Annotated in this window: 3 protein-coding genes and 2 tRNA genes; 2 read left to right on the top strand and 3 right to left on the bottom strand. The window is 52.4% G+C overall.

Annotation, left to right across the window (positions count from 1 at the left end; translation table 11 throughout):
- On the bottom strand, window positions 1–356 hold a 356-nt coding region (locus F8I07_RS02990), incomplete at its 3' end, for a MerR family transcriptional regulator (RefSeq protein WP_292655557.1).
- Between the two features lie 326 nt (window positions 357–682).
- Here F8I07_RS02990 and F8I07_RS02985 point away from each other — a divergent pair.
- Together F8I07_RS02985 and F8I07_RS02980 are read left to right on the top strand one after the other, a co-directional pair.
- Window positions 683–1,219 carry a hypothetical protein gene (locus tag F8I07_RS02985; RefSeq protein ID WP_292655555.1) on the top strand — a complete coding sequence of 179 codons (537 nt, stop codon included), beginning with the start codon at window positions 683–685 and terminating at the stop codon, window positions 1,217–1,219.
- 73 nt (window positions 1,220–1,292) lie between these two features.
- Entirely contained in the window at window positions 1,293–2,120 is an 828-nt protein-coding gene (locus F8I07_RS02980; RefSeq protein ID WP_292655554.1) for a M15 family metallopeptidase, read from the top strand.
- Window positions 2,121–2,521: 401 nt separating this feature from the next.
- Here F8I07_RS02980 and F8I07_RS02975 read toward each other — a convergent pair.
- Together F8I07_RS02975 and F8I07_RS02970 are read right to left on the bottom strand one after the other, a co-directional pair.
- Window positions 2,522–2,596: transfer RNA gene (locus F8I07_RS02975), tRNA-Gly, on the bottom strand.
- 19 nt (window positions 2,597–2,615) lie between these two features.
- Window positions 2,616–2,700, bottom strand: a tRNA-Leu gene (locus F8I07_RS02970).
- Window position 2,701 lies beyond the last annotated feature (1 nt).

Genomic DNA, 2,701 nt, shown 5'->3' with positions numbered 1-2,701 from the left:
TAGTGGTCGAGGCGGTCACAGTCGATTCCCGCCGCTTCGCAGAGCTCCTCTTTGGTGTAGCGTTTGGGGGAGGGGGGTGCCATGAGCAGATCCAGGGTATCCAGGATCGCCTCGTAGCCACGGCTCAGATCGAAATCCTCCCGCTGCATCAGCTCCCGGATCTGTTCGATTGAGGCGTGGAAGTTCTTCTGGAGATATTTGATGAACTTGATCCGTTCGATGAAACTCTCATCGTAGAGGTGGACGTTGGGTTTGGGCTTCTCCGGTTCGGGGAGCAGCCCCTCTTTGATGTAGTAGAGGATCGTCGATTTTGGGGTGTCGGTGGCTTCGACAAGGTCTTTCATTTTCAGAGGCATCTGAGGCTCCATGAAGGGGGTTTTCGGCCATTTTACCGTGAAAAGTGTAAAGTGTCAAGTGCCACTTTACAGTATATTAAATTCCAAAATCTTGGGATATGAGTTGATTGATTGTAATTATATTTATTAATATGTTATTCAATCTCCTTTTTTGCTGCAATTGGAGAGAAAGCGGGACAATTTGATCCCTATAACCATCGGATAAACAGACAGAATTTTATTCTGTAGAGTAAACTTAAGACTTTTTTCTTACTGAGATCCGAGACCTTTGTCGAAGGATGAACCCACTACAATGCGCGCGACGTTAAAAGTTCACAAGGAATTGAATGAAAAAAGTACTGCTGATCCTCTCGCTACTGATCGTGGCATCCGGCGGAGCCCTCTATGCACTCAAGGGCAAAAGCCAATACGAGCCGGGGAAATACTCCCTGGAGATCCGGCCTGCCGACAGACCCTTCGGCGTCGGTTCGACCCTGAACTACCGATTGCCCGATCAGTTCGGCAAAGCCCACCTCTCCTCTCCCGAGACCCGGACGATCGCCTTCGCTTTCACCAAAAACGCCGGGCATATCCTCCGCAGCACCATGGAGGATAAACCTGCCGGATACCTGCAGAAGCGCCGGGCGGTGCTCATCGCCGATATCAGCGGAATGCCCACCGTGATCCAGAATATGTTCGCCCTGCCGGATCTGAGGAAAAGCGCCTATCCCATGCTGCTGATCTACGACAAGGAGATGGCCCGTCGTCTCAAAGAGGGGAGGGAAGGCTCCCGGGTGGTCGTGATGCGTCTGCAAAAAGGGAAGGTGGTCGCCATCGAGCAAGCGGACTCTCCTGAAAAGCTGACGGCACTCCTGGAACGCTGATATACTGATCCCTTTGGAATCATTTTTTGATCTTTTTCCTGTGCTACAATCATGGAAATGAAAGGGGTCATAGATGAAGTGGACGCATTATATCGTGTCGGTGTTGATGACCGGGAGTATGGCACTGCAGGCTTCGTGCCTCGATCTGGTTCGCGCCTATCCTGACTCTCTGAAAAACTGCAGCGGCAATACACTCATCTGGAGAGACGGGACGAAGATGCGCTACGACGACGGCAAGCGCAACAAAAGCTTCGACGAACTCCTCAACCGTCCCGACCTGGAGGATATGTTTCACTACCGCTATCCCAAAGGGGCGGCGGGCTACGGCAAAGCGCCCCGGAAAAACTTCGATCCGGGCCGGATCCGCTACGAGCCTTTCTTTCGCAAGATGTACGGTGACAGTGCCGGGGAGGTAAAACGCCATCTGACGACGATCCCCTGGATCCCCCGAAGCACCGAAGGAAAATACCGGATCCGCATCACCCGGGTCAATGGGGTGGACCGGCAGCTGCGGAAGGTTTCGCAGGATCTGGATAAGCTTCTGCAGAAGCACCCCGGCTATCGCAAGTATCTGGTCCCCGTGGGCGGAACCTTCAAGTGGCGTACCATCGCCGGGACCCATCGCCTGAGCGTCCACTCCTTCGGCGCCGCCATCGACATCAACGTCAAACACTCTGCTTACTGGCGCTGGAACAAAGGCCCCTACCGCTACCGCAACGAGATCCCGCTGCCCATCGTCAAAATCTTCGAAAAACACGGTTTCATCTGGGGCGGCAAGTGGTACCACTACGATACGATGCATTTCGAGTATCGGCCGGAGCTTTTGGGGACACGTACTGTCCAGAAGGGTTCGCAGGCACCGGAAAAGAGAGGTGCCGTCAAAGGCGGGAATCTGTATTGATTGTCTGGCTGCATCGTTTCGCGGAACCGGGAATTCATTTCCGGCTATGGAAAAACGCTTCCTGCATTGATAGACGCGGATGAATCCGCGTTTCCAAAAGTTTCGGGTTCCTTCTTCATTTCTTTTTCTTTGTTTCGCGACAAAGAAAAAGGAAACGAAGCAAAGAAAAAGAAAACGCGAAGGACTGGCGTCTGTTCCGTGATGCCATGTTCCGAATGTTGTTTCGTCATCCTGAACTTGATTCAGGATCCAGGGTAGAACCGGTATTCTCAGCCCTGGATTCCGGGTCAAGCCCGGAATGACAGAAGTGTTTTTATAGAACCTTCACTAGTGAATAACGTAATGCTTATTGTCAGTTTGATAATGTAGATGAAGAATATGAAAAAGTGAAATAGAGAAGTTGGAGCGGGAGACGGGATTCGAACCCGCGACCCCAACCTTGGCAAGGTTGTGCTCTACCCCTGAGCTACTCCCGCATAGAAGCGATTCAAAACCTGGTACCTCGGGCCGGACTCGAACCGGCACACCCGAAGGCGGCAGATTTTGAATCTGCTGCGTCTACCAATTCCGCCACCGAGGCT

This window comes from Nitratifractor sp. (assembly GCF_015487065.1).
Classification (GTDB): domain Bacteria; phylum Campylobacterota; class Campylobacteria; order Campylobacterales; family Sulfurovaceae; genus Nitratifractor.
This window is presented reverse-complemented; position numbering and strand designations above follow the sequence as displayed.

Coding starts and splice junctions, on each gene's coding strand:
- F8I07_RS02985 (WP_292655555.1), top strand. CDS start 683: ATGAAAAAAGTACTGCTGATCCTCTCGCTACTGATCGTGGCATCCGGC.
- F8I07_RS02980 (WP_292655554.1), top strand. CDS start 1,293: ATGAAGTGGACGCATTATATCGTGTCGGTGTTGATGACCGGGAGTATG.